The organism is Serratia myotis, from assembly GCF_027474885.1.
Taxonomy (GTDB): Bacteria; Pseudomonadota; Gammaproteobacteria; order Enterobacterales; family Enterobacteriaceae; genus Serratia; species Serratia proteamaculans.
Map to the genome: position 1 here is coordinate 664,505 of NZ_CP099707.1, position 19,102 is coordinate 683,606.

The 19,102-nt window shown below is 55.4% G+C and carries 16 protein-coding genes; 13 read left to right on the plus strand and 3 right to left on the minus strand.

Annotated features, from left to right (window positions below; translation table 11 throughout):
• Window positions 1-82: 82 nt before the first annotated feature.
• Entirely contained in the window at window positions 83-1,390 is a 1,308-nt protein-coding gene (locus tag NHG65_RS03050; protein WP_207977895.1) for an MFS transporter, read from the plus strand.
• A 47-nt stretch (window positions 1,391-1,437) separates the two neighbouring features.
• Here NHG65_RS03050 and satP read toward each other — a convergent pair whose 3' ends face one another.
• On the minus strand, window positions 1,438-2,037 hold the full coding sequence (satP, locus tag NHG65_RS03055; RefSeq protein WP_112348063.1) for an acetate uptake transporter: 600 nt from the start codon (window positions 2,035-2,037) through the stop codon (window positions 1,438-1,440).
• A 324-nt stretch (window positions 2,038-2,361) separates the two neighbouring features.
• Between satP and dnaK the strand changes: the two genes are divergently transcribed.
• The 4 genes from dnaK (at window position 2,362) to nhaR (ending at window position 8,009) form a co-directional block, all read left to right on the plus strand.
• A complete protein-coding gene (dnaK, locus tag NHG65_RS03060; RefSeq protein ID WP_085120168.1) occupies window positions 2,362-4,275 on the plus strand; it encodes a molecular chaperone DnaK in 1,914 nt (637 codons plus the stop codon).
• A 106-nt stretch (window positions 4,276-4,381) separates the two neighbouring features.
• On the plus strand, window positions 4,382-5,512 hold the full coding sequence (gene dnaJ, locus NHG65_RS03065) for a molecular chaperone DnaJ (protein ID WP_099063131.1): 1,131 nt from the start codon (window positions 4,382-4,384) through the stop codon (window positions 5,510-5,512).
• A gap of 237 nt (window positions 5,513-5,749) precedes the next feature.
• Window positions 5,750-6,916, plus strand: a complete 1,167-nt coding sequence (gene nhaA / locus NHG65_RS03070) for a Na+/H+ antiporter NhaA (protein ID WP_499182933.1) — start codon at window positions 5,750-5,752, stop codon at window positions 6,914-6,916.
• Between the two features lie 193 nt (window positions 6,917-7,109).
• The gene (gene nhaR, locus NHG65_RS03075) at window positions 7,110-8,009 is read left to right on the plus strand and encodes a transcriptional activator NhaR (RefSeq protein WP_004950031.1); all 900 of its coding nucleotides are present in this window, start codon (window positions 7,110-7,112) and stop codon (window positions 8,007-8,009) included.
• 67 nt (window positions 8,010-8,076) lie between these two features.
• Here nhaR and rpsT read toward each other — a convergent pair whose 3' ends face one another.
• Complete coding sequence (gene rpsT / locus NHG65_RS03080) at window positions 8,077-8,340, minus strand: 30S ribosomal protein S20 (RefSeq protein ID WP_037420676.1); 264 nt, start codon at window positions 8,338-8,340, stop codon at window positions 8,077-8,079.
• 390 nt (window positions 8,341-8,730) lie between these two features.
• On the opposite strand from rpsT, the gene ribF reads away from it, so the two are divergent.
• From ribF to ispH, 5 genes are read left to right on the plus strand one after another with little or no spacing between them, the layout of a single operon-like run.
• Window positions 8,731-9,669, plus strand: coding sequence for a bifunctional riboflavin kinase/FAD synthetase (gene ribF / locus NHG65_RS03085; RefSeq protein ID WP_099063128.1), 939 nt, complete (start codon window positions 8,731-8,733; stop codon window positions 9,667-9,669).
• A 32-nt stretch (window positions 9,670-9,701) separates the two neighbouring features.
• Window positions 9,702-12,518, plus strand: a complete 2,817-nt coding sequence (gene ileS / locus NHG65_RS03090) for an isoleucine--tRNA ligase (protein ID WP_099063127.1) — start codon at window positions 9,702-9,704, stop codon at window positions 12,516-12,518.
• Window positions 12,518-13,027 carry a signal peptidase II gene (lspA, locus tag NHG65_RS03095; protein WP_099063126.1) on the plus strand — a complete coding sequence of 170 codons (510 nt, stop codon included), beginning with the start codon at window positions 12,518-12,520 and terminating at the stop codon, window positions 13,025-13,027. The genes ileS and lspA overlap by 1 nt, the downstream gene beginning before the upstream one ends.
• A gap of 1 nt (window position 13,028) precedes the next feature.
• Complete coding sequence (fkpB, locus tag NHG65_RS03100) at window positions 13,029-13,499, plus strand: FKBP-type peptidyl-prolyl cis-trans isomerase (protein WP_085120175.1); 471 nt, start codon at window positions 13,029-13,031, stop codon at window positions 13,497-13,499.
• Complete coding sequence (gene ispH / locus NHG65_RS03105) at window positions 13,480-14,433, plus strand: 4-hydroxy-3-methylbut-2-enyl diphosphate reductase (RefSeq protein ID WP_099063125.1); 954 nt, start codon at window positions 13,480-13,482, stop codon at window positions 14,431-14,433. The genes fkpB and ispH overlap by 20 nt, the downstream gene beginning before the upstream one ends.
• Window positions 14,434-14,737: 304 nt before the next feature.
• Here ispH and NHG65_RS03110 read toward each other — a convergent pair whose 3' ends face one another.
• Window positions 14,738-15,598, minus strand: coding sequence for a LysR family transcriptional regulator (locus NHG65_RS03110; RefSeq protein WP_232519059.1), 861 nt, complete (start codon window positions 15,596-15,598; stop codon window positions 14,738-14,740).
• Between the two features lie 254 nt (window positions 15,599-15,852).
• On the opposite strand from NHG65_RS03110, the gene pvcA reads away from it, so the two are divergent.
• The 3 genes from pvcA (at window position 15,853) to NHG65_RS03125 (ending at window position 19,050) form a co-directional block, all read left to right on the plus strand.
• Window positions 15,853-16,818, plus strand: coding sequence for an L-tyrosine isonitrile synthase (gene pvcA, locus NHG65_RS03115; protein ID WP_099063123.1), 966 nt, complete (start codon window positions 15,853-15,855; stop codon window positions 16,816-16,818).
• A gap of 90 nt (window positions 16,819-16,908) precedes the next feature.
• Window positions 16,909-17,772 (plus strand): TauD/TfdA dioxygenase family protein, encoded by an 864-nt coding sequence (locus tag NHG65_RS03120; RefSeq protein WP_099063122.1) that lies wholly within the window; start codon window positions 16,909-16,911, stop codon window positions 17,770-17,772.
• 6 nt (window positions 17,773-17,778) lie between these two features.
• Entirely contained in the window at window positions 17,779-19,050 is a 1,272-nt protein-coding gene (locus tag NHG65_RS03125; protein WP_499182934.1) for a glycosyltransferase, read from the plus strand.
• The last annotated feature ends 52 nt before the right edge of the window (window positions 19,051-19,102 follow it).

Here is a 19,102-nt window from a genome sequence, read left to right on the forward strand (position 1 = left end):
GGTATCTTGGGTTCAAAGACAACATTGTCATCTAACTTCAGCCGATGGCTTTTATTTTCACAGTTTCCTCCGACGGTACCCTATGCCTCACGATAATAATCGCCGGTTAAACCGGCAAGACTACAAAACTCTGACGTTAGCTGCCCTGGGCGGTGCGCTGGAGTTCTATGATTTCATCATTTTTGTCTTCTTTGCGGCGGTGATGGGCGAGCTGTTCTTCCCGGCGGATATGCCGGAATGGCTACGTCAGGTGCAAACCTTCGGCATTTTTGCCGCCGGTTACCTGGCCCGGCCGCTGGGCGGCATCGTGATGGCGCACTTCGGCGATCTGGTCGGTCGCAAGAAAATGTTCAGCCTGAGTATTTTACTGATGGCGCTGCCGACGCTGGCGATGGGTCTGTTACCGACCTATGCCAGCATCGGCATTGCTGCACCGCTGTTGCTGTTGCTGATGCGGGTGCTGCAAGGGGCGGCGATCGGCGGTGAAGTGCCAGGGGCCTGGGTATTTGTTGCTGAACACGTGCCGCGCCGCCGCATCGGTTTTGCCTGCGGCACGCTGACTGCCGGCCTGACCGTCGGCATCCTGTTGGGCTCGCTGGTGGCGACGGTGATCAACACCACGCTCAGCCAACAGACCATTATTGACGGGGGCTGGCGTATTCCGTTCCTGCTTGGCGGCATTTTCGGTCTGGTGGCGATGTACCTGCGTCGCTGGCTGCAGGAAACGCCGATCTTCATCGAAATGCAGGCGCGTAAAGCCCTGGCTGAGGAGTTGCCGCTGAAATCGGTGGTGCTCAATCATCGCAAGGAAGTGGTGGTGTCGATGCTGCTCACCTGGTTATTGTCCGCCGGTATCGTGGTGGTGATCCTGATGACCCCGACCTATCTGCAAAAACAGTTTGGTATCGCCCCGGCGCTGTCGCTGCAGGCTAATAGCATTGCTACCATCATGCTGATTGCCGGTTGCATCCTCGCCGGGTTGTCGGCGGATCGTTTTGGTGCCAGCAAAACCTTTATCGTCGGTAGCTTGTTGCTGGCCGGTTGCAGTTGGTTATTTTATCGGACGGTGGGCGAACACCCGGAAATGTTGTTCGCCTGCTATGCGCTGGTGGGCTTCAGCGTAGGCATCGTGGGTGCGGTACCCTACGTGATGGTACGGGCTTTTCCAGCGGAAGTTCGGTTTACCGGGATTTCGTTCTCATATAATGTTGCATACGCTATTTTTGGTGGTTTAACCCCAATATTTGTGACGTTGATCATGAAGTTAACCCCGTTAGCGCCCGCTTACTATGTGTTGGCGCTGTCAGGTATCGGACTGCTGCTGGGAATTTACCTGCATCGCGATCTGAACAGCGAAACCAAGGCGCAGCGAGCCGGTTCCTACAGCTAAAAAAAAGCCCTGCAATCGCAGGGCTTCTTGTTTCAGGCTAACGGCAATTATGCCACGGCCCGAATAGGTTCAACATTGTTGACCTTTGGCTCGCCAATCGGCAGCACCGTGCGGCCAAACTGCTCGTTGAGCACTTCCGCCATGGCCAAATAAATGGCGCTGGCTCCGCAGATAATGCCTTCGTAACCGGCAAAGTTCAGCAGCGCATGGTTGCCGGTGATGTTGCCGATGGCCAGCAGGGCGAACAGCAGCGTCAGGCTGCCGAACACGAACTGCAGCACGCGGTTGGCGCGCAAGGTGCCGAAGAACATAAACAGCGTGAAGACACCCCACAGTGCCAGGTAGATGCCCAGTACGCCGGCATCGGTCGGTTCAGCCAACCCCAGGCGTGGCAGCAGCAGCAGCCCGACCAGGCTCAGCCAGAAGCTGCCGTAAGAGATAAAGGCCGTCATGCCGAAGGTGTTGCCTTTCTTGTATTCCAGCAGGCCAGCCATAATCTGGGCCAGTCCACCGAAGAAAATCCCCATGCTGATGATGGCGGAGTTCAATGGGAAAAAGCCCGCGTTGTGCAGGTTCAGCAAGACGGTGGTCATCCCGAAGCCCATCAGGCCGAGAGGGCCGGGATTTGCCAACTTGTTGGTGTGCATATGTCCTCTGCGATAACAGAATTTTAACGAAAATGGATAGGTAAATTCATAAATGGTCTGAATGGCCGAAAAAACCCTAACTTCCATCAGAGCGCGCGGCATCATAATGATCCCCAGAACAGGAAACAATGATCTGAGTGACGATAAAAACGAATTTTTTTTTGCCCTGCCCCTTGATGCTGGATGGTATGGCCCCATCTTATTTGCAACCGCAGTTGCTGACCGCGGCTAAGACTGAAATGTCGGGCAGTTGAAAAACAAAAAATTGCCCACATATAGGTTAGCAACCTGACCGAATATGAATTTATTAGTGGAGACGTTTAGATGGGCAAAATTATTGGTATCGACCTGGGTACTACCAACTCTTGTGTAGCAATTATGGATGGTGGTAAAGCGCGCGTGCTGGAGAACAGCGAAGGCGACCGTACTACACCTTCGATCATCGCATATACCCAGGATGGTGAAATTCTGGTTGGCCAGCCTGCTAAGCGTCAGGCTGTGACTAACCCACAAAACACCCTGTTTGCGATCAAGCGCCTGATTGGCCGTCGCTTCCAGGATGAAGAAGCACAGCGTGATAAAGACATCATGCCGTACAAAATTGTGGCTGCTGATAACGGCGACGCATGGGTCGAAGTGAAAGGCCAGCGTGTAGCACCTCCGCAGATCTCTGCTGAAGTGTTGAAGAAAATGAAGAAAACGGCTGAAGATTACCTGGGCGAACCGGTAACTGAAGCGGTTATCACCGTACCTGCTTACTTCAACGATGCTCAGCGTCAGGCGACCAAAGACGCCGGCCGTATCGCAGGTCTGGAAGTAAAACGTATCATCAACGAACCGACCGCTGCAGCCCTGGCTTACGGCCTGGACAAAGAAGTCGGTAACCGTACCATCGCGGTTTATGACCTGGGTGGCGGTACTTTCGATATCTCTATTATCGAAATCGACGAAGTTGACGGCGAAAAAACCTTCGAAGTCCTGGCAACCAACGGTGATACCCACCTGGGTGGTGAAGACTTCGACAGCCGCCTGATCAACTACCTGGTGGACGAATTCAAGAAAGAACAAGGTTTCGATCTGCGCAAAGATCCGTTGGCGATGCAGCGTCTGAAAGAAGCCGCTGAGAAAGCGAAGATTGAACTGTCTTCCGCTCAGCAGACCGACGTTAACCTGCCGTACATCACTGCAGATGCGAGCGGTCCAAAACACATGAACATCAAAGTGACCCGTGCAAAACTCGAGTCGCTGGTAGAAGATCTGGTTGCGCGTTCTATCGAGCCGCTGAAAGTGGCCCTGACAGACGCAGGCCTGTCGGTTTCCGACATTCAGGACGTGATCCTGGTGGGCGGCCAGACCCGTATGCCAATGGTTCAGAAGAAAGTTGCTGACTTCTTCGGTAAAGAACCGCGTAAAGACGTTAACCCGGACGAAGCCGTTGCGGTGGGTGCTGCGGTACAGGGCGGCGTGTTGGCCGGTGATGTGAAGGACGTTCTGCTGCTGGACGTTACCCCGCTGTCGCTGGGTATCGAAACCATGGGCAGCGTGATGACTCCGCTGATCACTAAAAACACCACTATCCCGACCAAGCACAGCCAGGTGTTCTCTACCGCTGAAGACAACCAGTCTGCGGTAACCATCCATGTGCTACAGGGTGAGCGTAAACGCGCTAACGATAACAAGTCACTGGGCCAGTTCAACCTGGACGGTATCCAGGCTGCTGCACGCGGTATGGCGCAGATCGAAGTGACCTTCGACATCGACGCCGACGGTATTTTGCACGTGTCTGCCAAAGACAAGAATACTGGCCGTGAGCAGAAAATCACCATCAAGGCTTCTTCTGGTCTGAACGAAGAAGAAATCCAGAAAATGGTGCGTGATGCTGAACTGAACGCCGAAGCGGACCGTAAGTTCGAAGAGCTGGTGCAGACCCGTAACCAGGCTGACCACCTGATCCACGGCACCCGTAAGCAGTTGGAAGAAGCGGGCGACAAACTGCCGGCAGAAGACAAAACGGCTATCGAAGCGGCGCTGAAAGATCTGGAAGTGGCGGTTAAAGGCGAAGATAAAGCCGAGATCGAAGCGAAGACCCAGGCTCTGGTGCAGGTTTCCGGCAAGCTGCTGGAAATGGCTCAGGCGCAGCAGGCTCAGCAAGGTGCTGATGCCGGTGCTGACAACGCGGCGCAGAAAGACGACGACGTGGTTGACGCTGAGTTCGAAGAAGTTAAAGACAAAAAATAATCGCCCTTAAGCGGGCACGGAACGGCCGAGAGGCCGTTACCGCAAACCAGCACGGGCGTCGAGGCAACTCTACGCCCGTGCACGCATGTTAAGGGTTACAGAAATAATGGCGAAGAAAGACTATTACGAGATTCTCGGCGTCTCCAAGACGGCGGAAGAACGTGAGATCAAAAAGGCGTATAAACGCCTGGCGATGAAATACCATCCTGACCGCAATCAGGAGCAAGACGCCGAAGCCAAGTTTAAAGAGATCAAGGAAGCGTACGAAATCCTGACCGACAGTCAAAAGCGTGCGGCCTACGATCAATACGGCCATGCAGCCTTTGAACAGGGCGGTATGGGCGGCGGCGGCGGGTTTGGTGGCGGCGGTGCTGAGTTCAGCGATATCTTTGGCGACGTATTTGGCGACATCTTCGGTGGTGGCCGCCGTCAGCGCGCCAGCCGCGGTTCCGATCTGCGCTACAACATGGAGCTCTCCCTCGAGGAAGCGGTTCGTGGCGTGACCAAAGAGATCCGCATCCCGACGCTGGAAGAGTGTGACGTTTGCCACGGCAGCGGCGCGAAGCCGGGCAGCTCGCCGGTGACCTGTCCAACCTGTCACGGGCAGGGCCAGGTGCAGATGCGCCAGGGCTTCTTTACCGTGCAGCAGGCTTGTCCGCACTGTCATGGTCGCGGTCAGATTATCAAAGACCCTTGCAATAGCTGCCACGGCCACGGCCGGGTAGAGAAAGCCAAAACGCTGTCGGTGAAAATCCCGGCCGGCGTTGATACCGGTGACCGCATCCGTCTGGCGGGTGAGGGTGAAGCGGGTGAGCACGGCGCGCCGGCAGGCGATCTGTACGTTCAGGTTCAGGTGAAAGCGCACCCGATCTTCGAGCGTGAAGGCAATAACCTGTACTGTGAAGTGCCGATTAACTTCGCGATGGCGGCATTGGGCGGCGAGATTGAAGTCCCGACGCTGGATGGCCGCGTGAAGCTGAAAGTACCGGCAGAGACGCAGACGGGTAAACTGTTCCGCATGCGCGGCAAGGGTGTTAAATCGGTACGTGGTGGCAGCCAGGGTGACCTGCTGTGCCGTGTGGTGGTCGAAACCCCGGTTAACCTGAACGACAAGCAGAAGCAATTGCTGAAGGAACTGGAGGAGAGCCTGGGTGGCCCTTCTGGTGACAAAAACAGCCCGCGTTCGAAGAGCTTCTTCGACGGGGTAAAAAAGTTTTTTGATGACCTGACGCGTTAAGCTGCTGTTTCCGTTAGCGTACTGCATAACCCCGGCGTCAAAACCGGGGTTTTTTATTGGCTCTGACTCGTCTAATAACCCTAATAAAAGCGTGACATATATCTCTTATTGATCGGTTTTTACGATGTTTTAAGCATTTATAAACGTATTTTATCGAAGTGATTCGCCGTCTATACTCATTCCATTACTTTGTCTGCAGGGCCTTCTATGCCTTGCGCTGCTCTGGAGAGACGTATTGTGACCAACATCATTCGTCAATTTTTACGTCAGGAAGCCGCGGGCGGCATTATCCTGATCGTAGCCGCGATTATCGCGTTGATCATGGCCAATACCCCAGCCCAGGGGATTTATCACGCCTTCCTCAATTTACCGGTAATGGTAAAAGTGTCCTCACTGGAGATTGCCAAGCCGTTGCTGTTGTGGATTAACGATGGCCTGATGGCGATCTTTTTCCTGGTGGTCGGGCTGGAGGTCAAGCGTGAGCTGATGCAGGGGTCATTGGCCGGGCGTGACAAGGCGGTGTTCCCGGCGATTGCCGCATTGGGCGGCATGCTGGCACCGGCGTTGATTTATCTGATGTTCAACGGGGCGGACGAGGTAACCCGTCAGGGATGGGCGATCCCGGCTGCGACCGATATTGCCTTTGCCCTCGGGGTGATGGCGCTGCTGGGTAACCGCGTGCCAACCAGCCTGAAGGTGTTCCTGTTGGCGCTGGCGATCATCGACGACCTGGGTGTGATCGTGATTATCGCGCTGTTCTATACCCACGAAGTCTCGATGGCGGCGTTGGGCGTGGCGGCGGCATCTATCGCCGTGCTGGCATTTATGAACTGGCGCGGCGTGGGCAAAACCTCGTTGTATATGATAGTCGGCCTGGTCCTGTGGGTCGCTATCCTCAAGTCCGGGGTACATGCGACGCTGGCCGGGGTCATCATCGGCTTTATGATCCCGCTGAACGTGAAGAAGGGGCCGTCACCGTCAGAAACACTGGAGCATGAGCTGCATCCGTGGGTGGCGTTCCTGATACTGCCGTTGTTTGCTTTTGCCAACGCCGGGGTTTCATTACAGAGCGTGTCACTGAGCGGGCTGACCTCACTGTTGCCGGTGGGCATCGCAGCGGGCCTGTTTATCGGTAAGCCGTTGGGTATTTTCACTTTCAGCCTGTTGGCGGTGAAACTGGGTATTGCCAAGCTGCCTGAAGGAATTGGTTTCAAACAGGTGTTTGCCGTTTCCGTGCTCTGTGGTATTGGTTTTACCATGTCGATCTTTATCGCTTCGCTGGCGTTTGGCGATGCGGATGTTGTACTAAGCACCTATTCGCGGCTGGGTATCCTGATTGGATCAACCACGGCGGCGGTGGTCGGGTACGGTCTGTTGCGTATGTCGTTACCGCGAGTCAGATAACCCTTTTAGGGGATCCCCTGTTCGTGGGGACACTCTACAATAGCTGGTCGGAGCTGTGCAGGATAAAATATGCACAGCTTCGGCCGTTCTGTTTGGGACGAATGCAGCAACAGGTTGTCTGAAACAGGGAAAGGACATTAGTCGCTCGTCATGGCCGATCGCCGCCATGACGAAATGTTAAGGAGAGCACCTCGTGAGGATGTCGCATATCAACTTTAATCACCTTTACTACTTCTGGCAGGTCTGCAAGGAAGGTTCGGTGGTCGGCGCCGCCGAAGCCTTATTTCTGACACCGCAGACCATCACCGGCCAGATCAAAGCGCTGGAAGAACGTTTGGACGGCAAGCTGTTCAAGCGTCAGGGGCGTGGGCTGGTGCCATCCGAATTGGGGCAACTGGTTTTCCGCTATGCCGACAAGATGTTTATGCTCAGCCAGGAAATGCTGGATATCGTTAATTACCGCAAGGAATCTAACCTGTTGTTCGACGTCGGGGTTGCGGATGCGCTGTCCAAACGTTTGGTGAGCCAGGTGCTGGAGACGGCGGTAGTGGTGGATAATGAGCAAATTCACCTGCGTTGTTTCGAGTCGACGCACGAGATGCTGCTGGAACAGCTCAGCCAGCATAAGCTCGACATGATCCTGTCAGACTGCCCGGTGGACTCCAGCCAGCAGGAAGGGTTGTTCTCGCTCAAGCTGGGTGAATGCGGCATCAGCTTCTTTTGCCGCCAGCCGGCGCCGGATCTGCCGTTCCCCGCCTGCCTGGAACAGCGAAAATTGCTGATCCCCGGTCGGCGTTCGATGCTGGGCCGTAAATTACTGAACTGGTTTAACACCCAGGGCATTCAGGTCGAGATCCTGGGCGAGTTTGATGATGCGGCCCTGATGAAGACCTTTGGCATGTACCACAACGCGATCTTCGTTGCACCGACGCTGTATGCGCAGGATACCTATAACGATGATGACGTGGTGGAGATTGGGCGTATTGATAGCGTGCAGGAAGAGTACTACATCATCTTTGCCGAGCGCATGATCCAGCATCCGGCGGTACAGCGGGTGTGTAACAAGGACTTCTCTGCGCTGTTTGCTTACTAGAGCGGGTATTGCAGACGTAAAAAAACCGGCCTAAGCCGGTTTTTTTATCAAGCTGACAACGTAATGCTTATTGCATTGCGTTGATACGCGCAGTCAGATTTGACTTATGGCGTGCAGCTTTGTTTTTGTGGATCAGGCCTTTAGCTGCCTTGCGGTCCACGATTGGTTGCATCACGAGGAATGCATTTTTTGCAGCTTCTTTGTCGCCAGTTGCGATAGCAACTTCTACTTTCTTGATGTAGGTACGCATCATTGAGCGGCCGCTAGCGTTGTGCTTACGACGTTTCTCAGACTGTACGGCGCGTTTCTTAGCTGATTTGATATTAGCCAAGGTCCAACTCCCAAATATATTCTATTGAGGACAATTCGAAGGCCGAGGAATATCCCCTTTTAGTCTTCGTTTGTCAACGGATTTGTGCAAATAAGCGCCGTTTGTACTGGCGGCACTTGCTACGTTGTGATGGGGCAGGATTTTACCAGCTTCGGTCATGGGAATACAGTGTTTCGCGAGAAAATTCGCCAATGAGTTGCCGTATTGGCCGCAAGCTGTTGGCCGCGGTCGATAATCAGCTTTGTGTCGCCGGATAAACTGCGGTTAGGGCGTTTCACCTGCAGATTATCTCCGGTATGGTATGTCTATTACATAAAGGCACCAATCGCGGGTTAACCTTAACCGCTGTACAAGGTATAATCCGGCGATTTCCACTGTTTTGAGCCAGCTATGGAGCTAATTCGCGGCATTCACAATATCCGGGCACGCCACCATGGTTGCGTGCTCACCATCGGCAACTTTGACGGCGTACACCGCGGTCACCAAGCGTTGCTGGAGCAGCTGAAACAAGAGGGGCATCGCCTCGGGCTGCCAGTGATGGTCATGATCTTTGAGCCGCAGCCGCTGGAAATGTTTGCAGCGGACAAGGCACCGGCCCGTCTCACGCGTTTGCGTGACAAGGCCAAATACCTGGCGCAGGCGGGTGTTGACTACCTGTTGTGCGTCAAGTTCGACCCGCGTTTCGCTGCCAACACGGCGCAGGCTTTCGTTGCCGAACTGTTGGTCGAGAAACTGGGGGTGAAATTCCTGATGGTCGGGGATGATTTTCGCTTTGGCGCTACCCGCCAGGGCGATTTTCCGCTATTGCAAAAAGCCGGTAAAGAATACGGTTTTGAAGTGATCAGCACGCCGACCTTCCGCGAGGGCGATCAACGTATCAGCAGCACGGCGATTCGCAATGCGCTGCGCGATGACGACCTGGCACTGGCCGAAACGCTGCTGGGCCACCCGTACAGTATTTCTGGTCGGGTGGTGCACGGCGATGAACTGGGCCGTACCATCGGTTTTCCCACCGCCAACCTGCCGCTGAAACGCCTGGTTGCCCCGGTGAAAGGGGTCTATGCGGTAGAAGTTTATGGCCTGGGGCCTGAACCGCTCCCCGGCGTGGCCAATATTGGTACACGCCCAACCGTTGCCGGCGTGCGACAGCAGCTGGAAGTCCATCTGCTGGATGTCACAATGGATCTTTACGGGCGCCATATTGACGTGGTGCTCCGCGCGAAATTGCGCAATGAACAGCGTTTTGCTTCGCTCGATGCACTGAAGCAGCAAATCGCCAATGATGTGGTGACGGCCCGGAAGTTCTTCGGGCTACAGACACCGGTTTAATCTCTATAGCCGAAAACGGAACCGAGAATCTAATGAGTGACTACAAGAATACCCTGAACTTGCCGGAAACAGGGTTCCCGATGCGTGGCGATCTGGCCAAGCGTGAACCTGGCATGCTGCAACGTTGGTATGAACAGGATCTGTACGGGATTATTCGTACTGCCAAAAAGGGCAAAAAATCCTTCATTCTGCATGACGGCCCTCCGTATGCGAATGGCAGCATTCACATTGGTCACTCGGTTAACAAGATTCTCAAAGACATTATTATCAAGTCGAAAGGGATGTCCGGTTTCGACTCGCCTTACATTCCGGGTTGGGACTGCCACGGCCTGCCGATCGAACTGAAGGTCGAGCAACTGTACGGCAAGCCGGGTGAAAAACTCACCGCGGCAGAATTCCGTATCAAGTGCCGTGAGTACGCCGCAGAACAGGTTGAAGGTCAGAAGAAAGACTTCATCCGTCTGGGCGTGCTGGGTGACTGGGATCACCCGTACCTGACCATGGACTTCAAAACCGAAGCCAATATCATCCGCGCGCTGGGTAAAATCATCAGCAATGGCCACCTGTTGAAAGGTGCCAAGCCGGTGCACTGGTGTACCGATTGCCGTTCTTCACTGGCGGAAGCGGAAGTTGAGTATTACGACAAAACTTCGCCGTCTATCGATGTGGCTTTCCACGCGGTTGACGCAGCTGCCGTGGCGGCCAAGTTTGATGTGGCCAGCTTTAACGGTCCGGTTTCTTTGGTTATCTGGACCACCACCCCGTGGACGCTGCCGGCTAACCGCGCCATCTCGCTGCACCCTGAATTTGCGTATCAGTTGGTTCAGGTTGAAGGCCAATGCCTGATCCTGGCGGCCGAACTGGTGGAAAGCGTGATGAAGCGCGCCGGCATTACCCATTGGGAAGTGTTGGGCGGCTGCAAAGGTGCCGATCTGGAACTGATGCGTTTCGAACACCCGTTCATGGGCTTCGACGTGCCGGCGATCATGGGTGAGCACGTGACGCTGGATGCCGGTACCGGTGCGGTACACACCGCAGGCGGTCACGGTCCGGATGACTTTGTCATCAGCCAGAAATACGGTTTGGAAATCGCCAACCCAGTGGGGCCGAACGGCTGCTACCTGACCGGCACCCATCCGCTGCTGGATGGCAAGTTTGTTTTCAAGGCCAACGATCTGATCGTTGAGCTGCTGCGTGAGAAAGGCGCACTGCTGCACGTGGAAAAACTGGTTCACAGCTACCCATGCTGCTGGCGCCACAAAACGCCGATCATCTTCCGCGCTACGCCTCAGTGGTTCATCAGCATGGATCAAAAAGGCCTGCGCAAGCAGTCGCTGGAAGAGATCAAAGGCGTGCAGTGGATCCCTGAATGGGGCCAGGCACGTATCGAAACCATGGTCGCCAACCGTCCGGACTGGTGTATTTCGCGTCAGCGTACCTGGGGCGTGCCGATGTCACTGTTCGTGCACAAAGACACTGAGCAACTGCACCCACGCAGCGTCGAGCTGATGGAAGAAGTGGCCAAGCGCGTTGAGCAGGACGGTATTCAGGCCTGGTGGGATCTGGACGCGGCCGATATTCTCGGTGCGGATGCTGCCGACTACGTGAAAGTGCCAGACACCCTGGACGTATGGTTCGACTCCGGTTCGACCCACTCTTCCGTGGTCGACGTGCGCCCTGAGTTCAATGGTCATGGCGCCGACATGTATCTGGAAGGCTCTGACCAACACCGCGGCTGGTTTATGTCATCACTGATGATCTCCACCGCGATGAAAGGCAAGGCGCCGTATAAAGAAGTTCTGACCCATGGTTTCACCGTGGACGGTCAGGGCCGCAAGATGTCCAAGTCGATCGGCAACACCATCAGTCCACAAGACGTGATGAACAAGCTGGGCGGCGACATCCTGCGTCTGTGGGTAGCCTCTACCGACTACACCGGCGAGATCGCGGTGTCGGACGAGATCCTGAAACGCTCTGCCGATTCTTATCGTCGCATCCGTAACACCGCGCGCTTCCTGCTGGCCAACCTGAACGGGTTTGAGCCGAGCACCGACTGCGTGGCACCGGAAGAGATGGTCGTACTGGATCGCTGGGCTGTGGGCCGTGCACTGGCGGCGCAGCAGGATATCGAACAGGCTTACGCCAACTATGATTTCCATGAAGTGGTACAGCGCCTGATGCAGTTCTGTTCGGTCGAGATGGGCTCCTTCTATCTGGATATCATCAAGGACCGCCAGTACACCGCGAAGAGCGACAGCGTCGCCCGCCGTAGCTGCCAGACTGCCTTGTTCCATATCGCAGAAGCGCTGGTGCGCTGGATGGCACCTATCATGTCGTTCACTGCCGATGAAATCTGGGCTTTCCTGCCGGGCAAACGCGCGCAGTACGTGTTCACTGAAGAGTGGTACGACGGCCTGTTCGGTCTGGCGGAAGGCGAAGGCATGAACGATAGCTTCTGGGCCGAGCTGCTGAAAGTGCGCGGCGAAGTAAACAAGGTACTGGAGCAGGCGCGTGCCGACAAACGCCTCGGTGGCTCGCTGGAGGCCGCGGTAACGCTGTATGCCGATAGCGAACTGGCTGAGCGTCTCAACAGCTTGCAGGATGAGCTGCGCTTTGTGCTGCTGACTTCGGCGGCGCGCGTTGCACCTCTGGCCGATGCGCCGGCGGATGCCCAAGCGTCAGAACAGGTGAAAGGTCTGAAAATCGCCTTCAGCACCGCAGAAGGTGAGAAGTGCCCGCGCTGCTGGCATTACACCACCGATATCGGCCTGGTGGCGGAACATGCAGATCTCTGCGGCCGCTGTGTGATCAACGTAGCCGGTGACGGCGAAAAGCGTAAGTTTGCCTAATGAGTAAACCTATTTGTTCGACCGGCTTACGCTGGCTGTGGTTGGTAGTGGTGGTGCTGGTGCTGGATTTTGCCAGCAAACAGTGGATCCTCGGTAACTTCGTGCTGGGCCAGTCCCAGCCGCTGATCCCGTCGTTCAATCTGTTCTATGCGCGCAACTACGGTGCCGCGTTCAGCTTCCTGGCCGATCACGGCGGCTGGCAGCGCTGGTTCTTCGCCGGTATCGCCGTCGCTATCGTGGCGGTGCTGCTGGTGATGATGTACCGCAGTTCGGCGCAGCAAAAGCTGAACAATATCGCCTATGCCTTTATTATTGGCGGTGCGCTCGGCAACCTGTTCGATCGCTTGTGGCACGGCTTCGTGGTCGATTTTATCGACTTCTACGTGGGCGGCTGGCACTACCCGACCTTCAACCTGGCGGATAGCTTTATCTGCGTGGGGGCGGCGATGATCGTACTGGAAGGCTTTTTATCGCCGGCGAACAAAAGTGCAAAGAGCAAAGGTGAGTAATATGACGGCTCAGATTAAGGGCGATAGTGAAGTGCTGGTTCACTTCACGTTGAAACTGGAAGACGGTTCAACCGCAGAATCCACCCGCAGCAATGGTAAACCGGCGCTGTTCCGTCTGGGTGACGGCAGCCTGTCCGAGCCGCTGGAAGCACAGTTGCTTGGTCTGAGTGCGGGCGACAAGTGCGCCTTTACCCTGCAACCGGAAGCGGCGTTCGGCGAAGAGAACCCGGACCTGGTCCAGTTCTTCTCACGCCGTGACTTCGCGGAAACCGGGGTACCGGACGCGGGCACCATCATGCTGTTTACCGCCGTCAACGGCAGCGAAATGCCGGGTGTGGTGCGTGAAGTGGCGGAAGATTCGATTACCGTTGATTTCAACCATCCGCTGGCGGGCCATCCGGTGACCTTCGATATTGAAGTGCTGGAGATTGACCCGCAGCAGGAGGAGACGCATGCAAATATTGCTGGCTAACCCACGTGGCTTTTGCGCCGGGGTTGATCGTGCGATCAGTATCGTTGAACGCGCGCTGGAAATTTACGGCGCACCTATCTACGTGCGTCACGAAGTGGTGCATAACCGCTACGTGGTGGACAGCCTGCGTGAGCGTGGGGCGGTATTTATCGAGGAAATTACCGAAGTGCCGGACGGGTCGATTCTGATCTTCTCGGCGCACGGGGTTTCCCAGGCCGTTCGGGCCGAAGCCAAAGCGCGTGATTTGACCATGCTGTTTGACGCCACCTGCCCGCTGGTCACTAAGGTGCATATGGAGGTGGCGCGAGCCAGCCGCCGTGGTACCGAAGCGATCCTGATCGGCCATGCGGGCCACCCGGAAGTGGAAGGCACCATGGGCCAGTACAGCAACCCGAAGGGCGGCATGTATCTGGTGGAGTCACCGGACGACGTGGGTAAGCTACAGGTGAAAGATGAAAGCAACCTGTGCTTTATGACACAAACCACGCTGTCGGTGGACGACACTTCTGACGTGATTGATGCCCTGCGCAAGCGTTTCCCGAGCATTATCGGGCCGCGTAAGGACGACATCTGTTACGCCACCACCAACCGTCAGGAAGCGGTGCGTAACCTGGCCGGGGATGCGGATGTGGTTCTGGTGGTGGGGTCGAAGAACTCCTCTAACTCCAACCGTCTGGCGGAGCTGGCTCAACGCGTGGGTAAGCCGGCGTACCTGATCGACTCTGCGGCTGACATTCAGGAAGCCTGGCTGAAGGATGCTAGTAATATCGGGGTTACCGCCGGGGCATCGGCACCAGACGTATTGGTGCAGGACGTGATCAGTCGCCTGAAAGCGCTGGGCGGTGTCAACGTGCAGGAAGTCAGTGGCCGTGAAGAGAACATCGTGTTCGAAGTGCCGAAAGAGCTGCGGGTTGATATCAAACAGGTCGATTAAGCATCGGGCATAAATAAAATAACGGGGAGCTTTGGCTTCCCGTTTTTTTTTGGGATCAGTATCAGACAGTGAAAGTATTAAAAAGGCGTGGGAGAGAGAACTGATTCAAATTTTCTGTTACTTAAAGTCAAATTCGTTCTGACAATTTGAATTAATGACGGAGTAAATGCTTATATAGGCAACGAGGAAGTTATTAAGGTTAATATCATTAGGCTGCGATCTAAATAAACTCTGGTGCTGGTCAGCAATCGGCTGAAAAGTTAAATAACTAAATAAAGTGTCGTTACAGATGTTTCTTATTTTATTAAGTCCGTAACTGGCCTACGGAATTCTGCTCTTTTTTCTGTAAATGGATTTTCATATGCTCGAGTAAACGGCGAACCTTTAATGGCTGGCTGTCCCGACGCGGCATAATCGCGTAGCAATTAATATCCGGTAATCGCCAACCCGGTAACACCTCGACCAGGTCGCCCCGGCACAATTCATTTTCAACGTTAACGAAGAAATTACGGATGATCCCCTTGCCGGCCAGCGCTAATTCTTTCATCGCCATACCGTTATTGGTAAATAAACGTCCGGTCATGCGCAACCGATGCTCGTCGCCGTTAGGGTGGAGCAGGCGAACAAACTGCGGGTTCCCCAACGGGGTAAAAGTGACCCATTGATGGTGTGTTAATGCCTGTGGGGTATCCGGTATGCCATGGCCGGCAAGGTAGGCCGGTGAGGCGCACAACACTTCACGAAAGCGCGCCAGGCGGGTAGAGACGTAGCTGGAATCTGCCATTACGCCGCCGCGGATCGCCAGATCGATACGCTGGCCTATCAGGTCGATCTTTTCATCATGAATTTCCAGCCTCAGCGTGATGCGTGGGTGTTCATCAAGGAAGCTCTGTAGCGCCGGCACCAGATAATGGGTGGCGAATTCCGTCGAGGTGGCGACGCGCAACTCACCGGCCAGTTCACCGCGTAGCGCGGCAATACGCTGTTGACCCCGCTCGGCAGCATGGATCATCAGAACACAGTCCTCATAAAAACACAGCCCGGCTTCGGTCAGGCTCAGTGAGCGAGTAGAACGCAGAAGTAATTGAATGCCCAGCTCGTTTTCCAACTGGCGGATATGCTGGCTGACAGCGGAGGTCGTAATGCCTAATTCTTTGGCTGCCATGCTGAATGCGCCGCAATCGACAACTTTAGAAAAAATGGCCATGCGTTTTAGAATATTACTCATAGTTTGTTAAGTTCAACTTAACCAAGATTGTTAATTATACGGGCTAATAATATAGCATTAACTCTTCTATATTGCCTGAAGCAGATAAATCGCGAGGCGAGGCTTATTTTCCACGCGATACCTCTCTTTTTGATAAGTCTTATTGCGTTTGCGAATAAGTTGCCTGCGCCACATCTGAACAGGAGTTAATTGTGGATAGTGCCCGTACTGAACAAATATCGTTAAAAATCCTTCATGAGCTATTGCAATATCGGCGCCGATTCCCGGGATTGGAAGCCTCAAATGCTGAAGAAGAACAGGCCGTTTCACAGGTACAATTACCGCGTATCCGGGCATTCATTGAAAATGAGCAGCGTATTGAATTTGTCCTGCCCGCCTTCCCGACAAAATCACCCAATACGAATAAGGTGATTGGTTCGGTACCCGATATGGCAGAGCGACTGTCGTTGATATTTCTTAATTCTCTCTGCCAACGTATTCAGCTTTATTACCCGCCGGGTGCCCATATCGTCATCTGCTCGGATGGCCATGTCTTCGGTGATTTGATCCGTGTCAGCGACGAGGCTATCAACCACTATCAGCACGAAATCGAAAACCTGTTGCATGAGGTCGGGGCGACGCACCTGAGCGTGTTCAACCTGGGGGACGTGGAAGGGCTGGCCGAGCATACCGGCGACTATGACCTGCTGCGCCAGTTGTTGGTCGACGGTTATGCCGAGCCGGAGGCGACAATCAAACAGCAACTGATGCAGGACGAGCAGGGGCTACAGTTGTATCGCGCCATCACCCGGTTCCTGTATGAAGACAGCCAACTGCCGGGCTACAGCGGCTCCAACGCCGCATTGCAAAAAGACGCCAAACAGCGCGCCTGTGGTGTGATCCAGCGCAGCTGGGCCTGGGGTAACCTGCTGGCCCAGCATTTCCCGCTGGCGATACGTCTGTCGATCCACCCGCAGCCCGCCGACAGCCTGAAAATGGGCATTCATATGATGCCAACCAAAGACGACTGGCTGACGCCGTGGCATGGCGTAGCGGCTAACGTCAACGGACAGTTTGTGCTGATGAAACGCAAAGACGCTCAGCAGTTGGCGGGCGAACTGGTGGCGATCCGCGGCACGCCCAGCCATTACCTGATCGAACAGCCACAGATGGCCTGATGCATCACCTTACGCCCGTCACTTTGGTGGGCGTCTTTTAACGGCCCGGTTGCCGTGTGAGCAGAAAATTCGATTCAAGGAGAGTGACCTATGGACCACCAAACACTGAACTGCCGTATTGAACTGAATACTCCTTTTGGCGCGGTACTGACCCCGCAATATCCTGGGCAACCGATCAGCGAACTGCCGGTAGCGACGCTGCGGGCGTTGGCTCAACAGCATCACCTGCTGGTGCTGCGTGGCTTCGACTCTGGCTTTACCGATCCTCAGGTGCTGACAGGCTATGCCGAAGGCTGGGGCGAGATCATGATGTGGCCATTTGGTGCAGTATTGGATGTGAAAGAACATCCGGATGCCAAGGACCATATTTTCGACAGCAGCTATGTGCCGTTGCACTGGGACGGCATGTACAAACCGACCATCCCGGAATTCCAGCTATTCCACTGTGTGGCCGCGCCTTCGCAGGATGAGGGCGGGCGTACCACCTTTGTCGATACCACGCGCCTGCTGGCCAATGCCGATGAGGCGTTGTTGGCCCAGTGGCTGAAGGTGTCGATTTCTTATCGCATTAAGCAGGTCGTGCACTACGGCGGTGAGGTTTGTTCGCCGCTGGTGGTGACGCATCCGAGCGGCCGTGGGCAGATCATGCGCTACAACGAACCGCCGACCGAAGGCAAAAAGTTCCTTAACCAGCACGCGCTGGAATATCACGGTGTGCCGCAAGACAAGCAAGAGGCATTCCACCAGACCCTGCAACAGCATCTCTACGATCCGCGCCATTACTACGCCCACCAGTGGCAGCAGGGCGACGTAGTGGTAGCGGACAACTTCTCGCTGCTGCACGGGCGTGAGGGCTTCACTGCACGCTCTGCTCGCCATTTGCAGCGGGTCCATATTCAGAGCAACCCGGTGTGCGCCAATCTGGCGTTGAAGCCGGCAAACACAGAGGCTTAAGCCGTTATGGCACGTATTCTGATGGCCGCGGTGGCCACGCCCGGCCACGTTTATCCGATGCTGAGCATTGCCCGGCACCTGATTGCGCAAGGGCACCAGGTTCGGGTGATGACCGGTGCGCTGTTTCGCCAACGTGCTGAGGCCGTCGGCGCGCAATTCATTGCTTTTGATCAGCGGGTCGATTTTGACTACCGCTATCTTGAGCAGCACTTTCCAGAGCGGGCTGCGCTGCCGCCGGGCAATGCACAGATGGCGCTGGCGCTGAAAGACTTCTTCGCTGCTCCGATCCCCTTGCTGGATCAGCAGTTGCGAAGCGTGATGGCCGCCGAGAGCACAGATCTGTTGATTGTGGAGAACTGTTTCTACGGGGTGTTGCCGCTATTGCAGACTCGGGATCGCCCGCCGGTGATCGGCATTGGCGTGACGCCGTTATCGTTCTCCTCTACGGATTCGATCTTCTATGGGCCACGGATCCCTCCGGCGTTATTGCCCTCTGAGCTGCGGCGCGAGCAGTTGGTGGATGAAGGCACCCGCGCGTTAATCGAGGAGGTACAACAGAGTTTTGATGCTGCGATGGCACAATCCGGCGGTCAGCCACTGCAACAGCCGTTTACCGATGCGTTAATTGGCGGCTGCGATCGCTTTTTGCAACTGGCAACCCCGGCACTGGAGTATCCGCGTGAAGATTTACCGGCCAGCGTGCGCTTTATTGGTCCGCTGCGCAGCACGGCAGCGGCGGTTGAAACTGCCGATGAGTGGGATGAAGCCGACCGGCGGCCGCTGGTGATTGTCTCGCAGGGCACGCTGGCGAATGTCGATCTGCATCAGCTGATTGTCCCGACGCTGAAGGCGCTGGCTGAATTGCCGGTTCGGGTGTTAGCGACCACGGGGGGCCGCCCGATTGACGAGTTGTTGGCGCTGTTGCCCGCTAATGCCAGGGTGCAGGAGTTTATCTCTTTCGAGCACTGGCTGCCGCAGGCCGCGCTGTTGATCACCAACGGCGGTTACGGTTCAATCAACTACGCTCTGGATCAGGGGGTGCCATTGATTGTCGCCGGTACCGGTGAAGATAAACTCGAGGCCGCCACGCGGGTGGTGGCTGCGGGATGCGGAATTAACCTGCATACCAGCAACCCGGATCAGGCGCAGTTGCGGCAAGCTGTGCAGCAAATTTTGACGCAGCCGATGTATCGGCAGCGTGCTGCACTGGTCCAGGCCGATTACGCTCGCCATGATGCACTGACGGCAATCGCCGACGAGGTGGCGGTGTTAACCTAGCCGGTTGAATGGTCTGTCGAACGGGGAGCTTTGGCTCCCCGTTTTTCTTTCA

What these genes read in the sequence shown, in the direction of transcription:
- fkpB (WP_085120175.1), top strand. Translation starts at nt 13,029, where the DNA reads ATGACGGCTCAGATTAAGGGCGATAGTGAAGTGCTGGTTCACTTCACG.
- ispH (WP_099063125.1), top strand. Translation starts at nt 13,480, where the DNA reads ATGCAAATATTGCTGGCTAACCCACGTGGCTTTTGCGCCGGGGTTGAT.
- dnaJ (WP_099063131.1), top strand. Translation starts at nt 4,382, where the DNA reads ATGGCGAAGAAAGACTATTACGAGATTCTCGGCGTCTCCAAGACGGCG.
- lspA (WP_099063126.1), top strand. Translation starts at nt 12,518, where the DNA reads ATGAGTAAACCTATTTGTTCGACCGGCTTACGCTGGCTGTGGTTGGTA.
- satP (WP_112348063.1), bottom strand. Translation starts at nt 2,037, where the DNA reads ATGCACACCAACAAGTTGGCAAATCCCGGCCCTCTCGGCCTGATGGGC.
- NHG65_RS03110 (WP_232519059.1), bottom strand. Translation starts at nt 15,598, where the DNA reads ATGGCAGCCAAAGAATTAGGCATTACGACCTCCGCTGTCAGCCAGCAT.
- NHG65_RS03120 (WP_099063122.1), top strand. Translation starts at nt 16,909, where the DNA reads ATGGACCACCAAACACTGAACTGCCGTATTGAACTGAATACTCCTTTT.
- ribF (WP_099063128.1), top strand. Translation starts at nt 8,731, where the DNA reads ATGGAGCTAATTCGCGGCATTCACAATATCCGGGCACGCCACCATGGT.
- NHG65_RS03050 (WP_207977895.1), top strand. Translation starts at nt 83, where the DNA reads ATGCCTCACGATAATAATCGCCGGTTAAACCGGCAAGACTACAAAACT.
- ileS (WP_099063127.1), top strand. Translation starts at nt 9,702, where the DNA reads ATGAGTGACTACAAGAATACCCTGAACTTGCCGGAAACAGGGTTCCCG.
- dnaK (WP_085120168.1), top strand. Translation starts at nt 2,362, where the DNA reads ATGGGCAAAATTATTGGTATCGACCTGGGTACTACCAACTCTTGTGTA.
- NHG65_RS03125 (WP_499182934.1), top strand. Translation starts at nt 17,779, where the DNA reads ATGGCACGTATTCTGATGGCCGCGGTGGCCACGCCCGGCCACGTTTAT.